Genomic DNA, 23,525 nt, shown 5'->3' with positions numbered 1-23,525 from the left:
TTATTGATAAGAAATATTTATGGAGGGAACCCAATGGACGAAGCATTACGAACGTATATAAGAGTAGTAGAATTACAAAGTTTTACGAAGGCCGCCGAAGAATTACATATTTCTCAGCCAGCTGTTTCATTACAATTAAAGAAATTAGAAGAGAGATATGAAACAGAGCTGATTTATCGCCAAGCCAAAAAATTTGTTTTAACAGCGACGGGAGAAATGCTCTATCATCGTGCTAAGCAATTAGAAGGCTTATATAAACAAGTGGAAGATGAAATCAGTTTGTATCATCATCATTTAAAAGGGCGACTAAGAATCGGCGCAAGTTTCACAATAGGAGAGTATTATATGCCGGCGTTAATTGCTGAATTTCATGCACGCTACCCAGATATTACCATTGAACTAATCATTGAAAATACAGCAAAAATTGCTGATAAAGTCGAGTTATTTCAAGTGGATGCGGGGCTTATCGAAGGACAAGTGAGTAAAAAAGATTTAGAGATAAGTGCTTTTGCGGATGATGAAATGTGCATTGTCGGGCGGGCGGATGGTTCGCTTGCGGAAATTGAGCAAGGCGCTACTTGGATTGCGCGGGAAGAAGGCTCTGGAACGCGTGAATATTTGGATCATGTATTGAGTACGAATGGCTGGAATGTCACTGAAAAAGTGGTTGCTTGGAGTAACATGGCGGTCAAACAAATGGTGCTTGAAGGAATGGGATATACAGTGATTTCTAGATGTGTCGTTAAAACAGAAATTGCAGAGGGGAAATTACGCGTTTTTAATGAGGCAGGGAGCTTTATGCGGAAATTTTCTGTTTTAAAAAATAAGCAAAGGCTAGAAAATCGAATTGCAGAAACCTTTTTAACCTTTTTAAAAGAAAACCGGTAAATAAAACTAGCTTTTTAATAAGCTAGTGATTACAATGAGAAAGAATACATTTTAGAAAGGGAGAAGCAATGAAAGAATATTTTATAGATCGTTCCTATAAGGCTTCTATGGGGATTGCGAATGCAGTTCTTGTAACGCTTGGAATTGGACTTCTTTTACAGACAATTGGGCAGATGACAGGAATTTCGTTTCTTGTAACGGTTGGCGCAATTGGTAAAACGATGTTAATTCCGGGAATTGGTGTTGGTATTGCGATGTGCTTGCACGCGAATACGCTTGTGACGATAAGTGCGGCTGCATCTGCTGTTATTGGCGGCGGGGCAGTAGTGACTTTGGCTGGCGGTGGCGTGGGTATTACTAGTGGAGAACCGGTTGGCGCTATTTTGGCGGTTATTGTGGCGGTTTGGACTGGGAAGAGGGTTACTGGGAAAACGAAATTTGATATGATTTTGATTCCTGGTGTTTCACTTTTAGCAGGTGGGCTTAGTGGTATTTTGTTTGCAAAGATTATGGCGCCGATTTTAGCTTCTGTAAGTCTTGGAATTAGTTCATTAATTGGTGGTTCGCCGCTGATTTCATCGATGGTTATCGCTTTTGTGTTTGGCTTACTTATTCTTAGTCCGGCTTCCTCAGCTGCGCTCGCGATTGCGCTTCAACTTGATCCAACAGCAAGTGCTGCGGCGTTAATAGGTTGCTCGGTTCAATTCGTATCCTTTGCGGTTTTAAGTTATCGTGATAATAACTGGGGTGCATTTTTTGCCCAACTTATCTGTACACCAAAATTACAAACACCCAATATTATTAGAAAGCCTAGTTTGATGTTAGTTCCTCTGTTAACAACGCTAATTGCTGGACCTCTTGGTGTGATGGTATTTCACATTCAAGCCGCAAGTGAAGTCGCAGGCCTCGGCTTATGCGCCTTTGTTGCACCTCTTTATTTAATAGCAAATTACGGATTCAGCACACTTGCTGCTTTTATTTTGGTAGCAGTTGTCTTGCCAGGTGTTATTGCACTTATTGTCAGACCATTTCTTATTAAAAAGGAACGCCTCAAAACAGGTGATTTAACGATTGAGTTGCAGTAGAATAGTTTAAAAAGTAGGGCTTAATAGCTCTACTTTTTATATTGGAATTTTGGATAAGCTTATGCTATGATTCATTGTGATGACAATAATACAATTTGAGAAGGAAGGCTTACTATGGTGAGAAAGTTAAATAAAATGTACGATGCATCTCCGCTCTACGCGCAAATAGCTGATGATTTACGAGATAAAATCCAATCGGAAGTTTGGCAAACTGGAGACAAAATCCCACCAGAGCTTGATTTATGTGAGTTATACAATGTCAGTAGAATTACAGTGCGGAAAGCGATTGATGAGCTAGTTCGTGAAAATTTACTTTATAGAGAGCGTGCGAAAGGTACTTTTGTACGTGACTGGGAAGAAGCGGAGGATGAGCATTTTACGTTAGTGCGCAGTTTTACGAATGAGATGAAAGAACTTGGTAAAAAGGCGGCTACGCTACATGCGGAAGTAGAAGTGATCAATGCCGATAAAAAAATAGCGTTACAGCTAGGGCTTTCTGTCGGGGACAAGGTGCTACAAATTAAGCGGCTACGTGGTACGAAAGACTTGGCATTTGCTTTATTTATCAGTTTTATTCCTTATAATCAAGATTACTCACTTAAAGCAGAAGATTATTACGGTTCTTTTTATGAATATTTGAAAGGCTTCGGTATTGTCGTGAATCAAGAAAAGGAATATATTGAAGCGATGTTGCCTAATCGTGAAGTACAGGAAGCGCTCGCAATCGACAAACAAGAACCAATTTTGAAAAGGGTGCGGATGACGAAACAAAAAGAAAGTGATTTTAGAGAGTACAGCGAATGTTTTTATGTAGGAAAGCATTATCGCTATTATATTGATTTTGAATAAAAGAAAAGCCTATCAAAAATATTGATAGGCTTTTCTTTTTTATAAATTACGTACAAAAGCTTGAATAACAGCCACTTCTTCATTATCGCTCGTATTTCTGATTTGATAAGTTCCGACAATCGCAGGAACGATAAATGTTTCTCCATAATGCACTTCAAACGGTGCGAAAGAGTCGTCAATACTTTCAACGACAGCACTTGTTCCTTCTACCAAATTAAGCATATTGACGCTTTCATTTGTGTGGATGGTAACCGTTTCTTTAAACCAGTGGCGGTGGGTTTCAATAAATTCTAATTCATGCAAACCAGTGCGCTCTACTTTTGAATCGTTATCTTCGTGTAATGTTTCAAATTGGTTTATTAAATTGTCTTTTACCCATTTGGTGTCGCGGTCAAGCTGTAAATTTTCCCGGCCGTGCGCTAAATGAACAGGGCGAGGCATGCCATCGAGTCCAGTGCGTTCCCAGTCCCATAATTTAAATGTGAAGATATAAGGAGTTGCGCTAATTTCTAAAACGACAGTACTTGGACCGCCGCAATGAATCGTCCCAGCTGGAATTAAAATATGGTCATGTTTTTTTACAGGGAAGACGTTAATATATTCTTCATCAGGAAAACGGTAATTTCCTTCAGCGGCTTTTTCTAAATCGGCCATAATTGCTTCTTTTGTGGTGCCTTCTTTTGTTCCAAGATACACGGTAGAGTCGCTATCTGCTTCTAAAATATAATAACTTTCATCTTGTGTATAATGGATACCGAACTTATCTTGCGCATACTCCACTAATGGATGGACTTGCAGACTTAAATTCCCACCACCAACAGTATCGAGATAGTCGAAGCGAATTGGGAATTCTGTGCCGAATCTGCTGTGCACTTTTGGTCCAAGTAATTCATTTGGGAAATGGTTCACTACATTGGTAGAAGGGACTTCCACCCGAATATCTCCAAAGCGCATATATAAACTATTCTCTTCCGGAACACCGTCAAATGCCCAACCGTAATTATCAGCAGCAGGATCAAGCCCAAAGTTATTCTTCATCCACTGACCACCCCAAACACTTGCATCAAAGTAAGGAACTACTCTAAAAGGGGCTTTGGAAACTTGATTCAAGCCATTTCGATAATCTTCTCCGCGCACCATTTTTGGCTCATTTTTTTTATTGGTATCAAGTAAGTAATCTACTTGTTGATAAATTTTTTTCTTTTGACGATCAGCCATGCGCCACTCGAAGAAATAACCACGCTTGAATTTACGAAGCGCATCTTCACCGGCATTGTCTGCTTTCCAGTTAGGTTTATTTTCTCCGCGGTAGCGGCACTGAATTTCCCATCGCGCTAAATCGGCATAAATAAGAATGTCTGGTTTTGGTGCTATTACAGTTGCTCCAGTCCCGTAAATGACAACTAATCCTTTACTAGCAGCAATTTCAGCTTGAATTTCAGCCAATTTTTCAGCAGGATAAAAGTCGCTCACTTCATAATGTGACATAATGCCGAATACCCGGTCATCTGTTAAGTGAGATTGGATTGTAGCTGTTACTTCTTCATTGTTTAATGCCCAATCATCTGCAAAAACCGCTTTTTCGACGGGTAATAATGGAAGTAGTTCGGCAGCAATTTCTTCATTTCGTGTTCCGGGGTAACATTCAATCGCAACGATAGTTTGGTCTTGCTTCTTTTTTTGAATAGCCGTTCTTAGTTCTGTAGCAATATCTTTGTAACCCGCCCAAGCACCATCAAATTGATGGATTTTCACTTCAGGGGCTAAATCGTACGTAGTCAAAACAATCACTCCTTGTTTATATTGTTATTACAATATAAATATAGCATCTGATTTCTGCTTTGTCATTACAATCTATTGTCTATTTTTCTTATAACAATACAAGCATTTTGTAACTTAATGGACACATTTTTTCGAAAAAAGCCATATCTAAATGGAAAATTTTCGTGTAAAATATAACATTGAAAGCAATAAAAAATAAAGAGGTTCGAATTATGGAAAAAAGTGGATTTGTTGCAGATCCGATTTATGGAGAAATCAAGAATGAGATAATGGCCAATACGTTGGAAAATGGCGAGAAAGTGGACATAGAAGACATCATGAAACGATTTCAAGTCAGCAAACGAGTAGCTTTTAGTGCGCTCCATTGTTTACATAAGAGCGGTATAGTGTGTAAAAACATCGGGGAAAGCGGTTTTTCAGTCGCCGTGAATAGTGAAGCTGAGCATCGCGAAAAATCACGATTAAAGTTAGCTTTTTTTCATCTAAATTATGCTGTACAAAAACTACAAGAACAAGACGCAGAAGTATGCGCAACATGCCTTCGTAAGGAGTTAGTTTATATAAAACTAGCTGCTAAAGAGCAAGACACAGATGTATTTATAAATCACGTGAAAAACTTTTATGCTTGCATGATTCACTATACTGAAATGCCAGCGATGGAGAAAAATATCGATATACTGAGTCAAACGCTGCGAAATATGAAAGAAAAGAATGAAAAACTATTTTTCGAAGCTTTTACGATAGATGTTTCGCAGGCCCTGGAAGACTTGGTAACGCATTTAGAAGCGAAAGAATTTGAAAAATGCCACTCAGTCATTCAACACTTTTATGATAAGAATATCTCTATCTTGTTTTCAGAATCAAAAAACCCCGTATGACGAATTCGTCACGCGGGGTTTTTCTTTTCGGATGAGCTTGTCTTGCCACTCATCTGATGGGCCGGACCATGTCTGGATGTTTCTGAATAAACATACAACAATCGGAAAACGGTGAGGCATTTTCAAACAAGTAGGCGAATTACTTGTCTTGCTACTTACTTCTCAAGATATTCTAACTTACGAATAAATGAGCGCCCGTAACTTGCTTAAATAGTGGCCATGAATGATACGATACTTTATTCGCTTATTTACCAATGTAGTGAGGATAAAAAATATTGATAAATGAGCGACGTAACGAAATTCCGTCTTCCTACAACTAAGTTAGCGTAAAGTCCTTGACGCGGCGTATACTCCTCGCCTTCCTCCTGTAAGCTAACCGTAGCTGCTTGACACTAAAATCCTTCACCAGACGTTTGCCGGCATATGACAAAGCTGAGAAAAAATCAGCTTGTACACCAAGTTTGAGTCATTCGCATCACCTTTTCTTTGTTTGTACTATATATATAACCGTTCTAAATAAATGTAAACGCTTTATTTGTAAAATGATTATAAAGTCACAGTTTGAATCTTAAGCCAGGCCTTTTGTCAGAGGAAATAAGCCATTAAAATATCATCCACAAATTCGCCTTGAATAATGAATTCTTTTTCTAGTCGTCCTTCCAGTTTAAAACCATTTTTTTCATAGAAGCGAATGGCTTTTTGATTGATGGACAGAACACGCAAGGAGATTTTAATGAAACCTTTTTCGCGCGCCACTTCTTTCATTTTGTCCATTAAAAGTTGACCAATGCCTGCACGCTGGTAGTCTGGATGTACAGCAATATCAATTTCTGCGACATGTTTATTGGATGCGAGTGGAATAGGGGACTTATAACCAAGAATTCCAACTACTTTATCATCCGCCACGACAACAATTTTGGAACCGGGTGGGCTTTTAAGTAAAAATTCGGCTTCACTATCAAAATGGATACTTCCAGGTGTTGTTCCTGGCGTCCAAACTAAATGTTCTAATTCAATCATTGAAGCGGCATCTTCTCGTTTAGATAGTCTAATTTGCATAATTTACCAACTTTCCTTATTTTCTTTTTGCGTAAGATAGCGAGGTTTTCCAAGTTTTCCATAAACCGTCATTGCTGTAAAGTAGCACATTTCCTTGATAAAGACGAACTGTGAGGAAGAATGCACCAACAACGCTTGCGAGTAAAATAGCGAGGGAGCTAAAGATGCCGATAGTCGAAACGGAAAGTAAGTCCATTCGGGCTAGCATCATCATTGGCGAGAATGTCGGAATATACGAACCGATGATAACTAGCATATTATCTGGCGCGTTCGCTGCTGCAATGGATCCCCAGTAGCCGATAATGGCAAGAATTGTCATTGGATAAATAAACTGGGCTACGGTTTCGACATTCGGGACCATCGAACCAATCATTGCTGCGAGTAAAATGTACAACAACAAACCTAAAATAACAAATAGTAAATTTAGCACAAGGTAGTACGCTGGGAAAACAGCAATTTGATCTAAGACATTTTGAACCATTTCGGTGTTTCTGCCAGCAATTAAAACGATAGCACCACAAACGATATAAAAGCCAATTTGTGTCAAAAGCATAAAAATTATCGCGGTTAATTTGGCAAATAAATGGGTTGTCGCAGAAACACTGGACAAAATGACTTCCATAATGCGTGTCCCTTTTTCTGTAGCGATTTCAGAGGCAACAATGTTTGCGTAACTCATAACGAAAATGAAAATAACTAGTGTTAAAATCAGGACAGCAGCACTCATCACATCTTTTTCGTGGTTCGTTAACTGATTGTTGGATTCTAAATCATTCGTAACGGAAACCGGAGAGGTGATCGATTGCAATTGTTCATTGGTGATTTTATATGCGGCCGCTTTTTCAGCGATTTTCGTAGCTGTAAGGTCTTCGGTTAAACGTGTAATAACGTCTTGGCCAGCTGTCTCTTGTGTTGTGTAAACGGCGCTAACCGTTTCATCTTTTTGCGTAATCGTGACAAATCCGTCTATTTTACCGTCTTTTAGAGCAGACTGGGCGGATTTTTTGTCTTTAATATCCGAATTTACTTTGAAATGGTTTTTATCAGCGGCTAATGATTTTGCAAAAACAGGATCTTCGGACAGTACAGCGATTTTTGTGATATCACTACTCGAGTCAAAGTAGTCCACCATTTTCGGGATGCCGGCAATGAGCCCAGCAATTAAAACCGGAAAAAGCAGCGAAATTAGAAACGATTTTGTTTTCACACGTCTTTTGTAAACTTGCTTCGTTATCACCCAAAACTTACTCATTCAACTCACCAGCCTTCCATTTGAAAATTTCTTCCAGTGTTGGAGCTTGGAGACTGAATGTTTGGATGAAACCATCTTTTGTTACATAGTCAAAAATTTTCTCTGCATCGCTTTCATGCGCAATTTCAAGCTGTAGAACGCCATCGCGGTGGGTTTGAACATTTAAAACACCGGGCAAAACAGCGAGTTCATCAGCTGTATGACGCGATTCAATCAAAATTCGTTTACGACCAAAGACAGACTTAACAGATTCGGTCGTTCCTTGGAGGACCACATTTCCTTTTTTTAACATTAATAACGAGTCGCAAAGTTCTTCCACATTCTCCATCCGGTGGCTAGAAAAAATGATCGCAGCACCAGAAGCACGTAAATCGAATACAAACTTTTTCAAAATCTCTGCGTTGACTGGATCGAGCCCACTGAAAGGTTCGTCTAAAATAACGAGTTTGGGCTGATGGATAATCGTACTTAAAAGCTGGATTTTTTGTTGGTTTCCTTTGGATAGCGTTTTAATTAAGTCTGTTTTTTTACCGACAATTTCCGCGCGTTCGAGCCATCCATCAATTTCCGCTTTAATCTTTTGTTTTGGATATCCTTTTAATTCAGCAAAAAATATTAATTGTTCTTCAATTGTGACATTTGGATATAGACCACGTTCTTCGGGCAAATAACCGATAATATTTGGATCGATTTTGCTCACTTCTTTATCATCCCAAGTGATTTTTCCAGAAGTAGCTTCTAAAAAATGCAAAATAAGACGAAAAGTAGTTGTTTTACCAGCTCCATTTTGACCGATTAAACCGAGTATTTTTCCCGGTTCTACTCGGAACGATAAATCATTGACAGCGACTTTAGTTCCAAAATTCTTCGTAACATTATGTAGTTCAAGCGTCACACGAGCACCCCTTTCTAATTCTTCCCTATTGTCATTATACGGTTTTATTGGAGGATTGTCTTGCTAGAAGTAAAGAAACACGGCGACTACTTTTTCACAAACTTTGCCAAAAAATTGTCTAGTGTAGTGGACATAACTTGGTGTAACCGTTTTCTTTTATTTGTGTATAATAGAGCGTAGAGGGAGGTGATGAAATGCTTCTAACCAAAACGGAGCGTGCATTAATTAACTTGTTCTTAACGAAAAACGATTTTTTGACAGCGAAGCAATTAGCTGAAATTCTAGACGTTTCCTCTAAAACAATTTACCGCAAGATTAAAAACATCAATGAAACCACAGAAAGAAAAGATATCATCATTTCTGAAAAGGGGCGTGGTTTTAAGTTAGATTATAAAGCATACATTCAAGCGAAATTAGAAACAACAGGGGATATTTTCGGCTATACGCCAACAGAAAGACGAGAGAAAATCTTGTTGCAAGTATTATTTAAATCACCAAAATATTTGAACGTAACAGCGCTGTATGAAGATTATTACGTTGGCTATAATTCCATCAAAAATGATTTTGCCCTTTTAAATCAAGCAATAGAGAAATATGAGTTGGCTCTTGAGAAAAGACAAAAAGAAATACGAGTGGTTGGCTCCGAAGAAAATATCCGAACTGCCATTAATGAGGTGATAAACAACATAGATTTATCAACCTACGATGATTTGAAAACAGAATACAGTGATCTCAATAAAGCTGACGTCCGGTTTATTGTAAGGCAAATGGAAATGATTGAAAATAAGCTAATGATTAGCATTCCGTATCCGTATGATATTAATATCTTTTCGCATTTGTATATTTTAATCAATCGTTTTCGCCAAGGAGAGGTAGAGGACTTTAAAGAAAGTGATGATGCTTATATCGTCACCAATGAAAAGCTGCACACAATTGCTGTAGAAGCTATCGAAGCAATTGAACAATATTTAAAAATGCAGTTACCAAAGCGAGAAACTTTCCATTTTTTACAGTACTTGATTTCGTCTCGTTTTAACCATGAAATCGAACTAGTTCCAAGTAAAGTTTTACCGATTGTGGAGGAAATGACGGATTTTTATATTAATCAAGTGGCCGTTAAAATGAATGTGCCGATTAATAAAAAGCAATTAAAAATCGAATTGCTGAGCCATATGAAACCAATGGTTAATCGGATGAATCACCAAATTCACATTAAGAATAACTTGTTGAGCGATATAAAACTAGAGTACGGCGAACTGTTTGAAATCATCAAAGAAACTGCACGAGATGTAGCGAAAACCTTTAAGCTAAATACAATCTCTGACGATGAAGTTGGCTATATCACTATATATTTCGCGAAACATATCGAAGCTTCACCGTTAGTCAAACGAATTATCATTATGTGTTCGAGCGGCATTGGAACGTCAGAACTTTTGAAAGTAAAGGTTCAAAAAGCTTTTCCAGATGTAGAAATAGTAGACGTTTTATCCTCTACAAGATTCAAAAATAGCTTACATGACTATCAGAATATTGACTTTATTCTAACAACAATTAATGCAGAAAGCACAAAAGAAATCCCGTCGTTACTTGTAAGTGCGATGTTTACTGAGAAAGATAAAATAATGGTAAAAAAATTGATGGAAAGTTTATAGGAGGCGAATCCATGGATATCCAAGAATTAGATATTAGCAAAGTAATAAGCCCAGCACTAGTGAATTTAGATTTACACGCCACAACTAAGTTAGGCGTAATTGAAGAACTGACAGATTTACTTGTTGAAACGGGAGCGGTAGCAGACAAAGATGCTTTTATAGCAGATGTATTATATCGCGAAGAAGAAGGCAAAACAGGGCTAGGGGAAGGGGTGGCCATTCCACATGGGAAGTCGGCAAGTGTTACGAGTACATCCATTGCCGTTGGAAGAACTAAAAATCCGGTAGAGTGGGAGTCGCTTGATGATAAACCAGTAAATATTATTATTCTTTTCGCAGTGAAAAATTCAGATGCTACAACAACCCATATTAAGTTACTTCAAAAAGTAGCAATTTTACTTGCAGATGATGAGGTGATTAGTCAATTTCAAACCGTACAGACAAAAGAAGATTTTATTAAGTTGTTAGCAAAAAATCAAGATTAGGAGGAGTTTGGGATGAATATTATCGGAATTGCAGCTTGTACATCGGGAATTGCGCATACGTATATTGCAAAAGAGAAACTAACAAAAGCAGGAACAGCGCTTGGTCACAACATTCATATTGAAACACAAGGAACAATCGGTATCGAGGACGAACTTTCAGCAGAACAAGTGAAAAATGCCGATGTAGTTATTATTGCTGCCGATATTAAAATTAGCGGAAAGGATCGTTTTAAAGGAAAAAGAGTTGTCGAAATTCCAACAGACCTAGCGATTAAAGCACCAAAACAAATTATTAATAAAATAGACAAAGAAATAAATAACTAGGGAGTGAACCGGTATGATGAAAAAACTGCAAATCAAAAAACATGCACTTACAGCGATTTCGTATATGTTACCGTTAGTTGTTGCCTCGGGGTTACTTATTGCCATTGGAAATTTAACAAATGGACAAGTCATTGAAAACTACAAAGCACCGTACTCCATTCCTGATGCTCTTGTCTCTCTTGGTGTGCTTGGTATGGGACTGCTTGCGCCGGTTATTGCTGGTGCGATTGCCTATTCGATAGCAGACAGGCCAGGAATTGCGCCGGGATTACTAATGGGGCTTATCGCCAATTCGATTGGTGCTGGGTTCTTAGGCGGAATGCTCGGTGGATACTTAGTTGGTTATTTTGTACTTATTCTTGTGAAATATTTAAAAGTACCAAAATGGGCGCAAGGTTTAATGCCAATGATGATTGTTCCGCTTATTAGTAGTTTAGTCGTCGGGCTCTTGATGTACTTTGTTGTAGGGGTTCCAATCGTTTGGGCTACGGAGGCAATGACAAGCTTCTTACAAGGAATGCAAGGTAGTATGCGTTTTGTCTTCGGAGCAGTACTTGGAGCTATGGCGGCGTTTGACTTTGGTGGACCTGTCAATAAAGTAGCATCTTTGTTCGCAGATGGACTTCTTCTTGAAGGCGTCAAAGAACCAGAAGCAGTAAAAATTCTTGCTTCGATGGTTCCGCCATTTGGGGTGACTCTTTCATGGGTAGTTTCTAAATTAATTAAAAAGAAAAAATACACGAAGTCAGAAGAAGACAATATCAAAATTGCTTTTCCGATGGGGATTTGTATGATTACAGAAGGCGTTATTCCTATTGCGGCAGTTGACCCCATTCGCGTCATTATTTCTTGTACCCTTGGTGCAGCAGTTGGCGGCGGACTTAGTATGACATGGGGAATTGGCTCACCAGTTCCATCAGGCGGAATGTTTATCGTCCCAGCAATGAACGAACCACTTTTATTCTGTTTAGCATTATTAATTGGTACTTGTGTCACGGCAGCAATGCTACTTATTTTAAAACGAGAACCTACTAAAGAAGAAGAGCTCATTGCTGACCAAGGATTAGAAGAGGAAGATGAAATTGATCTGTCGGGAATTAAAATTTCATAAGGTGAGGAGATAGTGAAATGTATGTTTCCATGAAGGGTATGTTAGAACGCGCAAATAAGAAGTATTATGCAGTAATGGCGATTAATTGTTTTAATTTAGAAACAGCTCGTGCAGCCATTGATGCCGCTCAAGAATTGCGTGCGCCAATTATCATTGATCTACTTCAGGACCATTTGACGAGTCATCTAGGTAGTCGTTTTTTGACAAAACCTATTATAAAAATGGCAGAAGAAGCAAGTGTAGAAGTGGCGATCAATTTAGACCATGGGCATGATGTGGCAATAGTGAAGCAATGTTTAGCCGATGGTTTTTCCAGTGTGATGATGGACGCGTCTAGTCATCCATACGAAGAAAATGTTGCAATAACGAAAAAAATGGTCGAATTTGCGGAAGTATACTGTGCGAGTGTCGAGGCAGAAGTTGGTAGCATTGGCGCAGTTACAGGGGATAATTACACCAATCAAGAAATGTACACCAATCCCAAAGTAGCAATTGATTTTGCTAAACGAACAGGTATCGATGCGTTAGCGATTTCTTATGGCTCTTCCCACGGCGACTATCCAGAAGGTTTTACACCCGCTTTTCAGTTTGATATTGTCCGAGAAATCAAAGCCGCAACGAACATGCCACTCGTTTTACACGGAGGTTCTGGCTGTGGAGCAGAAAATATTCGAGAATCCGTTCGCCTTGGCATCAATAAAATTAATGTTGGTTCAGACTTCATGAAAGCACAAGCAAATCAACTAAAAGCTAATTTAGAAGCAAATCCGACTAAGAATTATGTGGACTTAATCCATGAAACAATAAAGGCTGGCAAAGAAACAGTGAAGAATTATATTCAACTATCCGGTTCGACCGGAAAATCACTTTAAAAGGAGAAATGAAAAAATGTTAGTAAATATGAAACAATTATTAGAAGTAGCAAAAGAAAATAAATTCGCGGTGGGAGCATTTAACGTAGCAGACAGTAATTTTTTACGGGTTGTCGTAGAAGAAGCTGAAAAAAACAATGCTCCAGCAATTATTGCAGTGCATCCAACAGAATTAGATTTTACCAAAGATGATTTTTTCCAATATGTCCTTGCGAGAATCAAAAATAGCCCCGTCCCATTTGTTCTGCATTTGGATCACGGCGATAATATGGGCGATGTAATGCGAGCAGTGCGTTGTGGTTTTAGTTCTGTTATGATTGATGGCTCTTTGCTTCCGTTTGAAGAAAATATCCGAGTGACAAAAGAAGTTGTCGAGGTTTGTCATAAGCTGGGTGTTTCTGTGGAAGGTGAGCTTGGGACTATCGGAAAAACGGGCAATAGCATTGAAGGCGGCGTTAGTGAGATTATTTATACAAAACCTGAAGAAGCAGAAGAATACATTAGCCGCACTGGAGTAGATACGCTAGCAGTTGCAATTGGAACAGCGCACGGTATTTACCCCAAGGACAAAGAACCGAAGTTACGCCTGGATATTTTAAAAGAAATAAAAGACTTAGTGCATATTCCACTTGTGCTCCACGGCGGGTCCGCAAATCCAGATGCAGAAATTGCCGCAGCAGTTGAAATTGGCATTCAAAAAGTAAATATCTCCAGCGATTACAAATATGCCTTTTATAAGAAATGTCGTGAAATCTTAAGTACAACAGAACTTTGGGATGCTAACGCTATTTATCCAGACTGTATTGATGCTGCCAAAGAGGTTGTGAAATACAAGATGGAACTTTTCCGGTCGATTGGTCAAGTGGAAAAATATCAACAAGCAAAAACGCCAGCTTGGCGAAGTGAACTAATTTAATTTTAAAAAACTAAGAGCGCAAGTTAGCTCTTAGTTTTTTGTATTTTTACAAGTGGAACATCTGTCTCAATTAATTGTTGAAGCTTCTGGACATCGTTAATGCGCCAGGGCTTTTTTTGTGATTCTAAAATCCCTTCTTGACGTAAATATCCCAGCACTTTGGACGTGTAACTTTTAGAAGTATTCGCATGGTCTGCAAGGATTTGGTAGGTTAAAAATCCTGGAAGTTCTACTACTTTTTCAGAGATACGTAAACCAAGCTCAATTAGTGTGTTTAAAGAATAATAAATGCTCTCGCGTGAAGTCAGTTTTTCTTGATAAGCAATAATGTAAAATCTTTTTCTAGTTTCCGCTAATTGATGGAGCATGAGATAATTCTGCGGATCTTCAAATTCCATCGTGCTCTTAAAGAAGCCAATATCAATTTTCCACCATACGATATCTGTGAGGGCGACCATTTTTATATGCTGGGGTATGTCCTCTGTGTATACCGGCAAAAAAGGAAGCGCGCCTTTAGATAAAATATAAGAAAAATCACGCGGTTTATTTTCATCAAATATTAGTTTCATAAAACCTTCTTCTATTATATAGATATATTTTCGTTGTTTATTGGTTGTGATAATTGTTTTTTGTGGGAGCCGCTCTTGTATACAGTGTTTATTAAAGCTCGGATTTTTCTTGAGCAGTTTGAGAATATTATCTATTGAAGCAAATTGATCCAATGTTTCTTTTAAATACATACCGATTCCCCCTTATGCCATTCGTTTCCCGTAATATAAGCGCATAAAACTTATTCTCCCAGCAGAACATTTTCGCATAAACATAAGTCAAGAAGAACAAAAATTTGAATTAAAAACTTTCACAAATAGTTCAAAATATCGCGTTAAACATGAAAAAATAGAAGTTATGCTCTTAAAATGGTATTTAGGAAGGTACTATTTTAACAGAAAAGTTGCCTGGGAGATTTTAGTGGAAGAATAGGCGAAATGTGACTCGGCTTATAATAGAAGTATCAAAAGAAACTTACACAATAATTTATAATGTGAGTAAAATTCAATTGTGACGAAAAAGTCAAAAATTGATGAGGAAAGTAGGAAGTTTTGTTTTTTTGTTGGGTTCCTTTTAAAAGTGTTTGGTAGTATCATCACTTGTAAGAAGCCACTCATCGCATTATAAAACTATTTGCTAATAACACAAAATAGAAATGAGATGACAATAAATGCAATCGGTATTTGAAGATTTGTATAGTAAAAAAATTTTGGAAGAAGAATTTGGTTATGCTAGCTTCTTGCAAACTTTAATCGATAACAGAATCCCTTATAAAAAAACAAGAATACCAACCAACATGATTTTACTAACAGAAGATACGATAAATACGAAGGTTTATTTTATTGAAAAAGGGATTGTTTCATTAGAGAAGAACAAAAATGTTATAAGTTTTTTAGGCTCAAACCAAATTGCCGGATTAAACGATTATTTTATGGCAGAAGCAAATGTCTACACTGCTAGAGTAATCGAAACAATTACGGCATACGAATTTGATAAAGAAGATATAATTTGCTCGATTATTGGGATGCAAGAGGGGTGGCTCTATTTATATCTTAATAATCGAAATCACGAAAATGTTCTAATTGAAAAATGTAATTTAATGCGGGGGAACGGGGAAAGTCGTTTGAAAGATTCGTTAAAACAAATAGGGAAATATTTTGGGAGTGAAAAAGAAGGTGCATTACGTATTCCAAAATGTTTCACCAAAAAAATTATTGCTAATTATTCTAACTTATCCGTTCGTTCCGTCACACACCTTTGTAGAAATTTGGTAGAATCAGGATTTTTAGCAGAAAATTCTAAGTCTTTTGTTTTGTTAAATAATATTACAAACTCATATGCAAGACTAGAACCAGAAGCAACTACGATATAATCATAGGTGAAAAAGATAAACTACTTGTGCTAAGTAGTTTATCTTTTTTTATACAAATTACGACATAAAAAAACAAGCAAAGTATTTTCTTTGCTTGTTTCATTAAGGATGAGCCGTGCTGGGTTCGAACCAGCGACCCTCTGATTAAAAGTCAGATGCTCTACCAACTGAGCTAACGGCTCTAAATATGACTGGGCTAGCTGGATTCGAACCAGCGCATGACGGAATCAAAATCCGTTGCCTTACCGCTTGGCTATAGCCCAATAATAGAAAATGGTGGAGGGGAGTGGATTCGAACCACCGAACCCGAAGGAGCGGATTTACAGTCCGCCGCGTTTAGCCACTTCGCTACCCCTCCGCTATAAAATGCCGACTGCAGGAATTGAACCCGCAACCTACTGATTACGATTCAGTTGCTCTACCAGATTGAGCTAAGTCGGCGAAGAATCGCTCTCTCTGCTGGCAAATCGAAATCTCTTGCATAATTAATTCTTCAAAACAGATACTAATACATGATATAACATTTTGATCAATTTTACCAGCTTTTTTTCAAAAAAAGTGAAAAATATTTTTGAAGCCGTTATTTTTGATTAAAAAGTGACCCGTACGGGATTCGAACCCGTGTTACCGCCGTGAAAGGGCGGTGTCTTAACCGCTTGACCAACGGGCCATGTAATAAAAGTTTTTTACCGCTAGAAACTATTATATAAAAAAAGAATGTCATTTGTAAATACCTAAATTAAATTCTTTTTTTTCTGAAAATATAAGTTTGAAAAACGGGTTATTTATCTTATTAATGGGTATGTATATTGAAAGAAGTATGAAATAAATTTTTAATTTAAAATGGTATGAAAACGAGCATTATGAACAATTATTCACTTGGAAAATAATTAGGCGACTAAAATAATGCAAATTAGTATTACAATCTAAAATCAGCTGTGCTATAATGTGTCTGGTCAACTTGAAGTTAGCTAAAAATCAAATAAAAAAGGTAGGGAATACAATGGCTTCGCCGCTAAAAAGACTATTAATCGGCCGCCCTCTGAAAACATCAGAAGCTGGAGACCAAAAACTGGGGAAATTAAAAGCTTTAGCAGTTCTGTCATCCGATGCACTTTCTTCTATTGCGTATGGTACAGAACAGATATTATTGGTACTTGTAACTGTTAGTGCCGCAGCTATGTGGTATTCATTGCCAATTGCGCTTTGTGTACTTGTTCTTTTGTTTGCTCTTAATCTATCTTATAAACAAATAATTTACTCTTATCCACATGGTGGAGGAGCCTATATTGTTTCAAGAGAGAATTTGGGTAATAATGCCGGGTTAATTGCAGGTGGCTCATTACTTGTAGATTATATGCTTACAGTTGCTGTAAGTGTATCTTCTGGGACAGATGCAATTGTTTCTGCGGTTCCATCATTATATCCGTTTGCAGTACCTATAGCTGTATTGCTTGTAGTCGGAGTAACGATTATCAATCTGAGGGGAATTACTGAATCAGCTAGTTTACTTGCAATACCAGTATATCTATTTGTTTTTTCTATTATAGCGCTTATTTTTACAGGATTATTTAAAGTACTAACTGGTATGGATGCAAGTCATGAAACAGCTGCAGTAGGAACTCACGTACAAGGTGTAACCATTTTTCTTTTACTAAGAGCATTTGCATCTGGGTCGGCTTCTTTAACTGGTATTGAGGCGATATCAAATGCCGTTCCTTTATTTAAAGAACCTCGTCCAAAAAATGCAGCCAAAACATTAACGCTAATGGCGGGATTACTTGGTTTCTTCTTCGTAGGAATAACGGTACTTGCCTTTGTTTATGGAACTGTTCCTGAACTAAAGGTAACAGTACTTTCTCAAATTGCGGAAAATGTATTTGGTAGAAACTTCATGTTTTATTTTATTCAAGCAACTACAGCACTTATTTTGGTTTTAGCAGCTAATACCGGATTTTCAGCATTTCCGATGTTAGCATTTAACTTGGCAAAAGATAAATTCATGCCAAGAATGTATTTAGCAAGAGGAGATAGACTAGGCTACTCCAATGGAATTATTACTTTAGCAGTGGGTTCTATCCTACTAATTATTTTGTTTAAAGGAAAAACGGAACTACTCATTCCACTGTATTCTGTCGGCGTATTTATACCGTTCACGTTGTCGCAAACAGGTATGATTGTAAAATGGTGGAAACAGCGTCCAAAAGGTTGGAAAAAATCATTATCAGCTAATTTACTTGGAGCATCGATTTCCTTTACAGTTTTGTTAGTATTATTTTTAACTCGAATTGAATCTGTGTGGCCAGTATTTGTCTTTATGCCAATTATGATTTATGTTTTCCACCGCACGAGACATCATTACCGGAAAGTCGGACCACAACTTAGAATTGACGAAACAATGGACTTGCCTGACTTTAAAGGGAATGCCGTCATTATTTGTGTATCTGATACCACCAAAGTCGTTGAAGGTGCATTACAATATGCTAAATCTATTGGTGATACGGTCATTGCTGTTCACATTTCTATTGATAAAAAGCAGGAAAAAGAATTTGTTGAGAGATGGAATAGAGTGCATCCTGAAGTGCGTATGGCTAATCTGTTTTCTCCGTATCGATCTATTTCAGATCCATTAATGAAATTTATTGATACAGCTAAACAAAAAGCAGATCAAGACAATTATTCGCTAACGGTATTAATACCGCAATTTATCCCTAGAAAAGGCTGGCAAAATGTCCTTCATAATCAAACAAGTCTATTGATTCGTACAAGACTTCTAATGAAAAGGGATGTAGTAGTTTCCACATATCCTTATCATTTAAAAGAATAACAAGAGAAAAACGGAAGAGACCTTCGGGGGAAGAGGGGGGAGCTCTTCCGTTTTTTAATGGAACAATGTAAGCATAACGGTTGTTTATTTATTTGTAAAAAGTGGAAAGTTGGATTTTAAAGAAGAATATTCGTCGAAAAACTAATTTTCCTCTAGATGAAAAAGACATTTTAAATGCCACGTTTTCCTAGAAAATTAAAAAATCTACCCGAATCCATTTTTTTAAACAATTTGAAAAATAATTTATGGGCGGGAAAAAAGAACACGTTTTTTTGTATATGCTATAAAAAAGCAGGCAATGAAACTTGAAAAATAGGAAATAAGAATTAATACTTATCTATAAAATTGAATAAATATGAGTGTTGCCGTATATAAGTAAATGGACTTAAGTAATGTTACAAAGTGGTAACAAATTTTTCTTTTTGATGAATTCATAATGAGTGGATTTTACGTGTCTATAGAAAGCGCTATATAGAGCCATTTTCCTTTTTTTTAGAGGAGCACGGAAATCCGTCCAAGCCTTGAAAAAAGCCAGTTTTCGCGTTATAATTTCAGTAGTTGATGGGAGTTATTATTTTGGTAAAGGGGCGCTTGGAATGCAGGAGCAGGACATTAGGTATTATGTACTACCTACTATTATTATTTTTATATTAGGAATTGCTGCTATGAATGCATCTAGTTTTCCATTTATTAGTTTTCTAACAACTGCACTTGTTGCAATCGCTATTGGAATTATCATTGGCGGAATTCATCAATTAAGCAGAGTGATTATCAAATCTTATCAACAAACAAAGGAACGCAGAGTCTCTCAAAAAAAGTGGCAAACACTATAAAATGACTCAATACATAATCATAATAAACCAAGCATTTTCAGACTTTTAATGAGAATGCTTTTTTTGTGGGTTAATTCTTATTTTTTTTTGCTTAAAAGATGGTACAATAAGGAAGATTATGAATGGAGGAGGTTGGAGATGGCGACTTTAGCAGATGTTGCGAAACGGGCAAATGTCTCCAAAATGACAGTTTCACGAGTTATTAATCATCCAGATCAAGTCTCAGATGAACTGAAAATGCTTGTTTATAGTGCAATGGAAGCCTTAGAGTATGTACCAAATTATGCTGCAAGGGCGCTTGTTCAAAATAGGACACAAGTTATTAAATTTTTGATTTTAGAAGAAATCGATACGGTTGAACCATATTATATGAACTTACTAACTGGAATTAGCCGCGAGTTAGATAAGTATTATTATTCCTTGCAACTCGTTACACAAAGATCCAGAAATATCGGAGCTTATGACGGGCTTATTGTTACGGGAATACGTGACAAAGACTATGATTTAGGACTTTTAGATATTGATAAACCAGTTATTTTTTATGGCGAAAATAAACGCGGTTACGATTCTATTGATGTAGATAACAAAAAAGGAACAGCACTTGCAACAGAACATATGGTAGAAATTGGCTTTTCGCGAATCGTTTTTTTAGGAATTGATTTATTAGATGAACAGTTTATGAAATCGCGGCTAGAAGGTTACGAAGAAGTCGTGAGAAAACATGGTTTGGAGCCAGAAAGCTATTTTATTGCGAATAGTTCCAGTGTCGCGGAAGAAAAAGCATTTGAATTACTACGCTATAACTCAGAAAAAATTGCGATTGTTTGCGCATCAGATCGAATTGCCATCGGGGTTGTTCGGGCTGCTGCAGCTTTTGGTCGTCGTTTTGGTGAAAATATTGCTGTAACAGGGTTTGATGGTGTTTTCTTAGATAGAATTTCATCGCCAAAAATTACAACTGTTCGATCTCCCGTCGTTGAAATGGGGGAAGAACTCGCGAAGATGTTACTTGCGAAAATTAATGATCACGGAAAACCTCAAGGAAACCTATTATTTACTCCTGAATTACTGATAAGAGCCTCTACAACTGGAAAAGAAGAGTAATAAAAACGCTAGGAATCTTTATTCCTAGCGTTTTTTTTATTTGAGTAAAACTGGTAGAAATGCAATGAAATCAAAAATGAAGTGAACGATAAATGTAACCCAAATGGAGTTTGTTTTTTTAAATAAGTAATTCAAAATGAGTCTTGCTGGTGCCAAAGTAATAATACATTGCAAGAAATTAAAATCATAAGAAGTTAAGTGCCACGTTGCGAAAAGTAACGAGCATAGCAAGGAAGCTTGCCAGAATTTCCAGTTCCATTTTTTCCAAGCAGCATAGAGTAAGCTAATGGATAGTAGTTCTTCGCCAAGAAGCATGAACGGGATACTTGTGAAAACATAAGACCATGTAAGTACACTGTTGATACCATTTTCAGTAGTACTGCCTGCGAAGTAAGCCCATGCAATGTTGAAAATAGAGCTGATAATAATTAATGCTGGAGCACCGATGAGAATCCATTTGAAACTAAAATGTTTAAACCAATCGAGGAATTCTGCTTTTAATATGATAAAAGCAATAACCCCCATGCATAGGGCGTTGAAAAAAGCACCTATAAATTCTAACACTCCAATATTGGAAATGATGTGTGGCAAAAGAAGAAAAAGAACACCAATAATGATTGCGCTGGAAAATAACCAATACCCTTGTTTTTTAAAGCTTAAAGTATTTTCCATTTTATCCTCCTTTTAGACCGTTTTTAAAGAGATTTCATTAGTCCATGAGTTATTATAGCTCTTTACTTTAAATCAGTAAAGTTACTAATTTGTCACTTTAAAGGAGGAGAGAGAATTGGCTTTCTTCTATAGTATGTTGAAAGAATATGAAATAGCTAGAAAATCTTGTTACCGTTAACGAGCGAGAAAAGGTTGCAAACGCTTTAATGGAAATGCTAATTTGAAATAGAACGATAGGTGATATAGGAGGAGAAAAAATGGAAAAAGCAGGGATTTATCATCAACCAGCGAGTAGCTATGCTTATAGTTATGACGCTAAAACACTACATATTCGGATTAGAACGAAACGCTTGGATATTAGCGAGGTTACTCTAATTGCTGCCGACCCTTACTTATGGAAAGACGGAAAATGGCAAAGTGAATCTTATACAATGCGCAAAATCGCAGAAACAGAAGAGCACGATTATTGGTTTTTTGCAATTACACCAGAACATAGACGCCTTCAATATGGATTTTTATTAACGGATACAAAAGGGGAAAAGACCTTTTACGGCGGACGTGGTTTTTTTGAACCAACAGAAGCGAATTTAGATACAATGGATTATTACTTTAAATTTCCATTTATCCATGCGGTGGATACTTTTGAGGCGCCTGAATGGGTTGGTAAAACAATTTGGTACCAAATTTTCCCAGAACGTTTTGCAAATGGGAATCCAGCTATTTCTCCAGAAAATGCCTTGCCGTGGGGAAGTAAAGATCCGAACACAACAGACTTTTTCGGCGGTGATATAGAAGGAATTATCGAGCATTTAGATTATTTAGCAGAGCTTGGTATTAATGGGGTTTACTTGACACCTGTGTTTGAAGCACCAACCAATCATAAATACGATACGGTTGATTATAAAAAAATTGATCCGCATTTTGGGGATAAAGAAACGTTTAGAAAATTAGTTCAGGAAGCGCATAAACGCGGGATTCGTATCATGTTAGATGCGGTGTTCAATCACATTGGCGATACTTCAGCAGAATGGCAAGACGTTGTTTTAAATGAAGAAAAATCTGCATATCGTGATTGGTTCCACATCCATAGTTTCCCTGTTCGTCAAAATGAAAATGGCAATATCGAAGGAGAACCAACACTTTCTTACGATACATTTGCTTTCACGACGCATATGCCAAAATTAAATACGGCTAACCCAGAAGTTCAGAAGTATCTACTGGATATTGCAACTTACTGGATTCGCGAATTTGACATTGATGGTTGGCGCTTAGACGTTGCCAATGAAGTTGATCATGCTTTTTGGAAAGAGTTCAAAAAAGCGGTCCAAGCGGAAAAAGAAGATATTTATATTCTTGGTGAAATTTGGCATGATTCGTGGATTTGGTTGCTTGGAGATGAATTCCATGCCGTAATGAACTATCCATTTACACAAACGATTATTGAGAACTTTATTGAAGAAAAAATTACTCCAGAGCAAATGGTTTCTGGTATTAATGAACAATATATGCGCTATCCAAATCAAGTGAATGAAGTAATGTTTAATATGCTTGATAGCCATGATACGGCGCGTATTTTAACACGTGCTAATAATGATGAGGATAAAGTGAAACAAGCGCTTGCCTTCATGTTCGCGCACACTGGTTCGCCGTGTATTTATTACGGTACTGAAATCGGCATGGACGGCGGAAATGACCCAGGTTGTCGCAAATGTATGGAATGGGATGAAACGAAACAAAATCAAGATATGCTAGCGTTTACGAAACAATTAATTGCGCTAAGAAAAGATAACCAAGCAATTATCACATCCGGCGAATTAACTTGGCTAGGTGCAAGTAGCGAAACAGGCATTACAGCATTTTCTAAAGAATTAAATGGTGAAAAACTGCATTTCCTTTTCAATCAAGCAAAAGAAGATAAAGATTTCACAATTTCATTTGAAAATACAGCGACAGATATTTGGAACAACCGAGCTGTAACAGAAAATCTTGTTGTCCCAGCAAAAGGATTTCTTGTTATTAAAGAAAACAGCTAAATCAATGGCGTAAAGGAATTTTTCACATGTTTACCGAAAAAATGTTGTTATCGGTAACATGTGAAATCTCCTTGTAAACGCTTTCGG

20 protein-coding genes, 5 tRNA genes and 1 pseudogene are annotated in these 23,525 nt (G+C 37.3%); 15 read left to right on the top strand and 11 right to left on the bottom strand.

Annotated features, from left to right (window positions below; genetic code table 11):
- Nucleotides 1-33: 33 nt before the first annotated feature.
- From AB2Q86_RS11430 to AB2Q86_RS11420, 3 genes are all read left to right on the top strand, one after another.
- Nucleotides 34-888, top strand: coding sequence for a LysR substrate-binding domain-containing protein (locus tag AB2Q86_RS11430; RefSeq protein ID WP_012580922.1), 855 nt, complete (start codon nt 34-36; stop codon nt 886-888).
- 68 nt (nt 889-956) lie between these two features.
- A complete protein-coding gene (locus tag AB2Q86_RS11425) occupies nt 957-1,973 on the top strand; it encodes a PTS transporter subunit IIC (protein WP_012580923.1) in 1,017 nt (338 codons plus the stop codon).
- Between the two features lie 114 nt (nt 1,974-2,087).
- The gene (locus AB2Q86_RS11420; protein WP_012580924.1) at nt 2,088-2,822 is read left to right on the top strand and encodes a GntR family transcriptional regulator; all 735 of its coding nucleotides are present in this window, start codon (nt 2,088-2,090) and stop codon (nt 2,820-2,822) included.
- 39 nt (nt 2,823-2,861) lie between these two features.
- Here the strand turns inward: AB2Q86_RS11420 and AB2Q86_RS11415 are convergent, their stop codons facing one another.
- A complete protein-coding gene (locus AB2Q86_RS11415; protein ID WP_012580925.1) occupies nt 2,862-4,604 on the bottom strand; it encodes a class I mannose-6-phosphate isomerase in 1,743 nt (580 codons plus the stop codon).
- A gap of 212 nt (nt 4,605-4,816) precedes the next feature.
- On the opposite strand from AB2Q86_RS11415, the gene AB2Q86_RS11410 reads away from it, so the two are divergent.
- On the top strand, nt 4,817-5,482 hold the full coding sequence (locus AB2Q86_RS11410) for a GntR family transcriptional regulator (protein WP_012580926.1): 666 nt from the start codon (nt 4,817-4,819) through the stop codon (nt 5,480-5,482).
- Between the two features lie 585 nt (nt 5,483-6,067).
- Here AB2Q86_RS11410 and AB2Q86_RS11405 read toward each other — a convergent pair.
- The 3 genes from AB2Q86_RS11405 to AB2Q86_RS11395 are packed head-to-tail and all read right to left on the bottom strand — an operon-like array spanning nt 6,068 to nt 8,688.
- Nucleotides 6,068-6,541 (bottom strand): GNAT family N-acetyltransferase, encoded by a 474-nt coding sequence (locus AB2Q86_RS11405; protein ID WP_003730586.1) that lies wholly within the window; start codon nt 6,539-6,541, stop codon nt 6,068-6,070.
- A 16-nt stretch (nt 6,542-6,557) separates the two neighbouring features.
- Nucleotides 6,558-7,793 carry an ABC transporter permease gene (locus AB2Q86_RS11400; protein ID WP_014589112.1) on the bottom strand — a complete coding sequence of 412 codons (1,236 nt, stop codon included), beginning with the start codon at nt 7,791-7,793 and terminating at the stop codon, nt 6,558-6,560.
- Nucleotides 7,786-8,688, bottom strand: a complete 903-nt coding sequence (locus AB2Q86_RS11395; protein ID WP_003730588.1) for an ABC transporter ATP-binding protein — start codon at nt 8,686-8,688, stop codon at nt 7,786-7,788. The genes AB2Q86_RS11400 and AB2Q86_RS11395 overlap by 8 nt, the downstream gene beginning before the upstream one ends.
- 194 nt (nt 8,689-8,882) lie before the next feature.
- On the opposite strand from AB2Q86_RS11395, the gene AB2Q86_RS11390 reads away from it, so the two are divergent.
- The 6 genes from AB2Q86_RS11390 to AB2Q86_RS11365 are packed head-to-tail and all read left to right on the top strand — an operon-like array spanning nt 8,883 to nt 14,048.
- A complete protein-coding gene (locus AB2Q86_RS11390; RefSeq protein WP_012580928.1) occupies nt 8,883-10,340 on the top strand; it encodes a PRD domain-containing protein in 1,458 nt (485 codons plus the stop codon).
- Between the two features lie 11 nt (nt 10,341-10,351).
- Nucleotides 10,352-10,825: a PTS sugar transporter subunit IIA gene (locus AB2Q86_RS11385; RefSeq protein WP_003730590.1), complete on the top strand. Its 474-nt coding sequence runs from the start codon at nt 10,352-10,354 to the stop codon at nt 10,823-10,825.
- A 12-nt stretch (nt 10,826-10,837) separates the two neighbouring features.
- Nucleotides 10,838-11,149, top strand: coding sequence for a PTS fructose transporter subunit IIB (locus AB2Q86_RS11380; RefSeq protein WP_003730591.1), 312 nt, complete (start codon nt 10,838-10,840; stop codon nt 11,147-11,149).
- A 16-nt stretch (nt 11,150-11,165) separates the two neighbouring features.
- Nucleotides 11,166-12,260 carry a PTS fructose transporter subunit IIC gene (locus AB2Q86_RS11375; RefSeq protein WP_077904951.1) on the top strand — a complete coding sequence of 365 codons (1,095 nt, stop codon included), beginning with the start codon at nt 11,166-11,168 and terminating at the stop codon, nt 12,258-12,260.
- A 17-nt stretch (nt 12,261-12,277) separates the two neighbouring features.
- Entirely contained in the window at nt 12,278-13,132 is an 855-nt protein-coding gene (locus AB2Q86_RS11370) for a class II fructose-bisphosphate aldolase (protein ID WP_012580930.1), read from the top strand.
- Nucleotides 13,133-13,148: 16 nt separating this feature from the next.
- The gene (locus AB2Q86_RS11365) at nt 13,149-14,048 is read left to right on the top strand and encodes a ketose-bisphosphate aldolase (RefSeq protein ID WP_012580931.1); all 900 of its coding nucleotides are present in this window, start codon (nt 13,149-13,151) and stop codon (nt 14,046-14,048) included.
- A gap of 10 nt (nt 14,049-14,058) precedes the next feature.
- On the opposite strand, the pseudogene AB2Q86_RS11360 reads toward AB2Q86_RS11365, so the two are convergent.
- A pseudogene (locus AB2Q86_RS11360) lies at nt 14,059-14,788 on the bottom strand (Crp/Fnr family transcriptional regulator).
- A gap of 479 nt (nt 14,789-15,267) precedes the next feature.
- Here AB2Q86_RS11360 and AB2Q86_RS11355 point away from each other — a divergent pair.
- Nucleotides 15,268-15,969 (top strand): Crp/Fnr family transcriptional regulator, encoded by a 702-nt coding sequence (locus tag AB2Q86_RS11355; protein WP_012580933.1) that lies wholly within the window; start codon nt 15,268-15,270, stop codon nt 15,967-15,969.
- Nucleotides 15,970-16,078: 109 nt separating this feature from the next.
- Here the strand turns inward: AB2Q86_RS11355 and AB2Q86_RS11350 are convergent.
- From AB2Q86_RS11350 to AB2Q86_RS11330, 5 genes are all read right to left on the bottom strand, one after another.
- Nucleotides 16,079-16,151, bottom strand: a tRNA-Lys gene (locus AB2Q86_RS11350).
- A 9-nt stretch (nt 16,152-16,160) separates the two neighbouring features.
- Nucleotides 16,161-16,232 (bottom strand) — tRNA-Gln (locus AB2Q86_RS11345).
- Nucleotides 16,233-16,243: 11 nt separating this feature from the next.
- Nucleotides 16,244-16,327 (bottom strand) — tRNA-Tyr (locus AB2Q86_RS11340).
- 9 nt (nt 16,328-16,336) lie between these two features.
- Nucleotides 16,337-16,410, bottom strand: a tRNA-Thr gene (locus AB2Q86_RS11335).
- Nucleotides 16,411-16,567: 157 nt separating this feature from the next.
- A tRNA-Glu gene (locus AB2Q86_RS11330) sits at nt 16,568-16,639 on the bottom strand.
- A 333-nt stretch (nt 16,640-16,972) separates the two neighbouring features.
- Here AB2Q86_RS11330 and AB2Q86_RS11325 point away from each other — a divergent pair.
- The 3 genes from AB2Q86_RS11325 (at nt 16,973) to AB2Q86_RS11315 (ending at nt 20,733) form a co-directional block, all read left to right on the top strand.
- Entirely contained in the window at nt 16,973-18,796 is a 1,824-nt protein-coding gene (locus AB2Q86_RS11325; protein WP_003724553.1) for an APC family permease, read from the top strand.
- Nucleotides 18,797-19,392: 596 nt separating this feature from the next.
- On the top strand, nt 19,393-19,629 hold the full coding sequence (locus AB2Q86_RS11320) for a hypothetical protein (protein WP_003730383.1): 237 nt from the start codon (nt 19,393-19,395) through the stop codon (nt 19,627-19,629).
- Nucleotides 19,630-19,767: 138 nt separating this feature from the next.
- The gene (locus AB2Q86_RS11315; RefSeq protein ID WP_003730382.1) at nt 19,768-20,733 is read left to right on the top strand and encodes a LacI family DNA-binding transcriptional regulator; all 966 of its coding nucleotides are present in this window, start codon (nt 19,768-19,770) and stop codon (nt 20,731-20,733) included.
- Between the two features lie 36 nt (nt 20,734-20,769).
- Here AB2Q86_RS11315 and AB2Q86_RS11310 read toward each other — a convergent pair whose 3' ends face one another.
- On the bottom strand, nt 20,770-21,405 hold the full coding sequence (locus tag AB2Q86_RS11310) for a CPBP family intramembrane glutamic endopeptidase (RefSeq protein WP_003730381.1): 636 nt from the start codon (nt 21,403-21,405) through the stop codon (nt 20,770-20,772).
- Between the two features lie 257 nt (nt 21,406-21,662).
- Between AB2Q86_RS11310 and AB2Q86_RS11305 the strand changes: the two genes are divergently transcribed.
- A complete protein-coding gene (locus tag AB2Q86_RS11305) occupies nt 21,663-23,438 on the top strand; it encodes a glycoside hydrolase family 13 protein (protein ID WP_012580934.1) in 1,776 nt (591 codons plus the stop codon).
- Nucleotides 23,439-23,525: the final 87 nt, after the last annotated feature.

The organism is Listeria monocytogenes, assembly GCF_041765605.1.
Classification (GTDB): Bacteria; Bacillota; Bacilli; order Lactobacillales; family Listeriaceae; genus Listeria; species Listeria monocytogenes_D.
Note: the sequence above shows the minus strand (reverse complement) of the source record. Positions and strands in the feature narration are given on the sequence as shown.

Excerpts from the sequence above, each read along its gene's own strand:
- AB2Q86_RS11310 (WP_003730381.1), bottom strand. The coding sequence starts at position 21,405 with ATGGAAAATACTTTAAGCTTTAAAAAACAAGGGTATTGGTTATTTTCC.
- AB2Q86_RS11390 (WP_012580928.1), top strand. The coding sequence starts at position 8,883 with ATGCTTCTAACCAAAACGGAGCGTGCATTAATTAACTTGTTCTTAACG.
- AB2Q86_RS11375 (WP_077904951.1), top strand. The coding sequence starts at position 11,166 with ATGAAAAAACTGCAAATCAAAAAACATGCACTTACAGCGATTTCGTAT.
- AB2Q86_RS11370 (WP_012580930.1), top strand. The coding sequence starts at position 12,278 with ATGTATGTTTCCATGAAGGGTATGTTAGAACGCGCAAATAAGAAGTAT.
- AB2Q86_RS11320 (WP_003730383.1), top strand. The coding sequence starts at position 19,393 with ATGCAGGAGCAGGACATTAGGTATTATGTACTACCTACTATTATTATT.
- AB2Q86_RS11400 (WP_014589112.1), bottom strand. The coding sequence starts at position 7,793 with ATGAGTAAGTTTTGGGTGATAACGAAGCAAGTTTACAAAAGACGTGTG.
- AB2Q86_RS11305 (WP_012580934.1), top strand. The coding sequence starts at position 21,663 with ATGGAAAAAGCAGGGATTTATCATCAACCAGCGAGTAGCTATGCTTAT.
- AB2Q86_RS11315 (WP_003730382.1), top strand. The coding sequence starts at position 19,768 with ATGGCGACTTTAGCAGATGTTGCGAAACGGGCAAATGTCTCCAAAATG.
- AB2Q86_RS11420 (WP_012580924.1), top strand. The coding sequence starts at position 2,088 with ATGGTGAGAAAGTTAAATAAAATGTACGATGCATCTCCGCTCTACGCG.
- AB2Q86_RS11385 (WP_003730590.1), top strand. The coding sequence starts at position 10,352 with ATGGATATCCAAGAATTAGATATTAGCAAAGTAATAAGCCCAGCACTA.
- AB2Q86_RS11380 (WP_003730591.1), top strand. The coding sequence starts at position 10,838 with ATGAATATTATCGGAATTGCAGCTTGTACATCGGGAATTGCGCATACG.
- AB2Q86_RS11365 (WP_012580931.1), top strand. The coding sequence starts at position 13,149 with ATGTTAGTAAATATGAAACAATTATTAGAAGTAGCAAAAGAAAATAAA.
- AB2Q86_RS11425 (WP_012580923.1), top strand. The coding sequence starts at position 957 with ATGAAAGAATATTTTATAGATCGTTCCTATAAGGCTTCTATGGGGATT.
- AB2Q86_RS11405 (WP_003730586.1), bottom strand. The coding sequence starts at position 6,541 with ATGCAAATTAGACTATCTAAACGAGAAGATGCCGCTTCAATGATTGAA.
- AB2Q86_RS11355 (WP_012580933.1), top strand. The coding sequence starts at position 15,268 with ATGCAATCGGTATTTGAAGATTTGTATAGTAAAAAAATTTTGGAAGAA.
- AB2Q86_RS11325 (WP_003724553.1), top strand. The coding sequence starts at position 16,973 with ATGGCTTCGCCGCTAAAAAGACTATTAATCGGCCGCCCTCTGAAAACA.
- AB2Q86_RS11430 (WP_012580922.1), top strand. The coding sequence starts at position 34 with ATGGACGAAGCATTACGAACGTATATAAGAGTAGTAGAATTACAAAGT.
- AB2Q86_RS11410 (WP_012580926.1), top strand. The coding sequence starts at position 4,817 with ATGGAAAAAAGTGGATTTGTTGCAGATCCGATTTATGGAGAAATCAAG.